We start from the raw sequence: 1,069 nt of genomic DNA, 5'->3' as shown, positions 1-1,069 counted from the left end.
GCCGCCGTCGAGGCGACGGACGGACCCGGGGCGGCGCCGGACCACGAGCGGCCTCCCGCGCAGTCCGACGAGCCGGTCCACGAGTACCAGGAGCAGGACCACCGGCGGACCCGTGAGACGCGGGTGGCGCAGGACCGGAGCGCGGCGCGGGCGCTGTTCGTGCGGCTGCGGTCGCTGGAGCCCGGTACGCCCGAGTACGGCGAGCTGCGGGACCGCCTGGTCCGTATGCACCTGCCGCTGGTCGAGCACCTGGCCCGCCGCTTCCGCAACCGGGGCGAACCGCTGGACGACCTGACGCAGGTCGCCACCATCGGCCTGATCAAGTCGGTGGACCGCTTCGATCCCGACCGCGGGGTGGAGTTCTCCACCTACGCGACGCCCACGGTGGTGGGTGAGATCAAGCGGCACTTCCGGGACAAGGGCTGGGCGGTGCGGGTGCCGCGGCGGCTCCAGGAGCTGCGCCTGTCGCTGACCACGGCGACCGCGGAGCTCTCCCAGACGCACGGCCGTTCGCCGACGGTGCACGAGCTCGCCGAGCGGCTGGGGATCTCCGAGGAGGAGGTCCTGGAGGGCCTGGAGTCGGCCAACGCCTACTCGACGCTCTCCCTGGACGTGCCGGACACGGACGACGAGTCGCCGGCCGTCGCCGACACGCTGGGCGCGGAGGACGAGGCGCTGGAGGGCGTCGAGTACCGGGAGTCGCTCAAGCCCCTGCTGGAGGACCTCCCGCCGCGCGAGAAGCGGATCCTGCTGCTGCGGTTCTTCGGGAACATGACGCAGTCGCAGATCGCACAGGAGGTGGGCATCTCCCAGATGCACGTCTCCCGGCTCCTGGCCCGCACCCTGGCCCAGCTCCGGGAGAAGCTCCTCATCGAGGAGTGACGCGCGCCCGCTACTCCCGGCCGGGGCCCCGCACGCCGAGGGCCCGCGCCGTCGCCGGGTGGACCAGCAGCATCAGGCCCACCACGGCGGCGGCGGCGAGCAGGATGCCCGCCCAGATGGCCACGCTGTCGGCCTGGAGCAGGCTGTAGGCCACCGGCAGCGCCAGCAGCTGCGTGATCACCGCGGG

Annotated in this window: 1 protein-coding gene; it reads left to right on the top strand. The window is 73.4% G+C overall.

Features of this window, described 5'->3' with window-relative positions:
* Positions 1-882 (top strand): RNA polymerase sigma factor SigF (locus HW445_RS32215; RefSeq protein WP_257231446.1); only part of this gene is annotated, 882 nt, incomplete at its 5' end.
* Between the last annotated feature and the right edge of the window lie 187 nt (positions 883-1,069).

It is taken from the genome of Streptomyces sp. UH6, assembly GCF_013421635.1.
GTDB lineage: Bacteria > Actinomycetota > Actinomycetes > Streptomycetales > Streptomycetaceae > Streptomyces > Streptomyces abyssomicinicus.
Note: the sequence above shows the minus strand (reverse complement) of the source record. Positions and strands in the feature narration are given on the sequence as shown.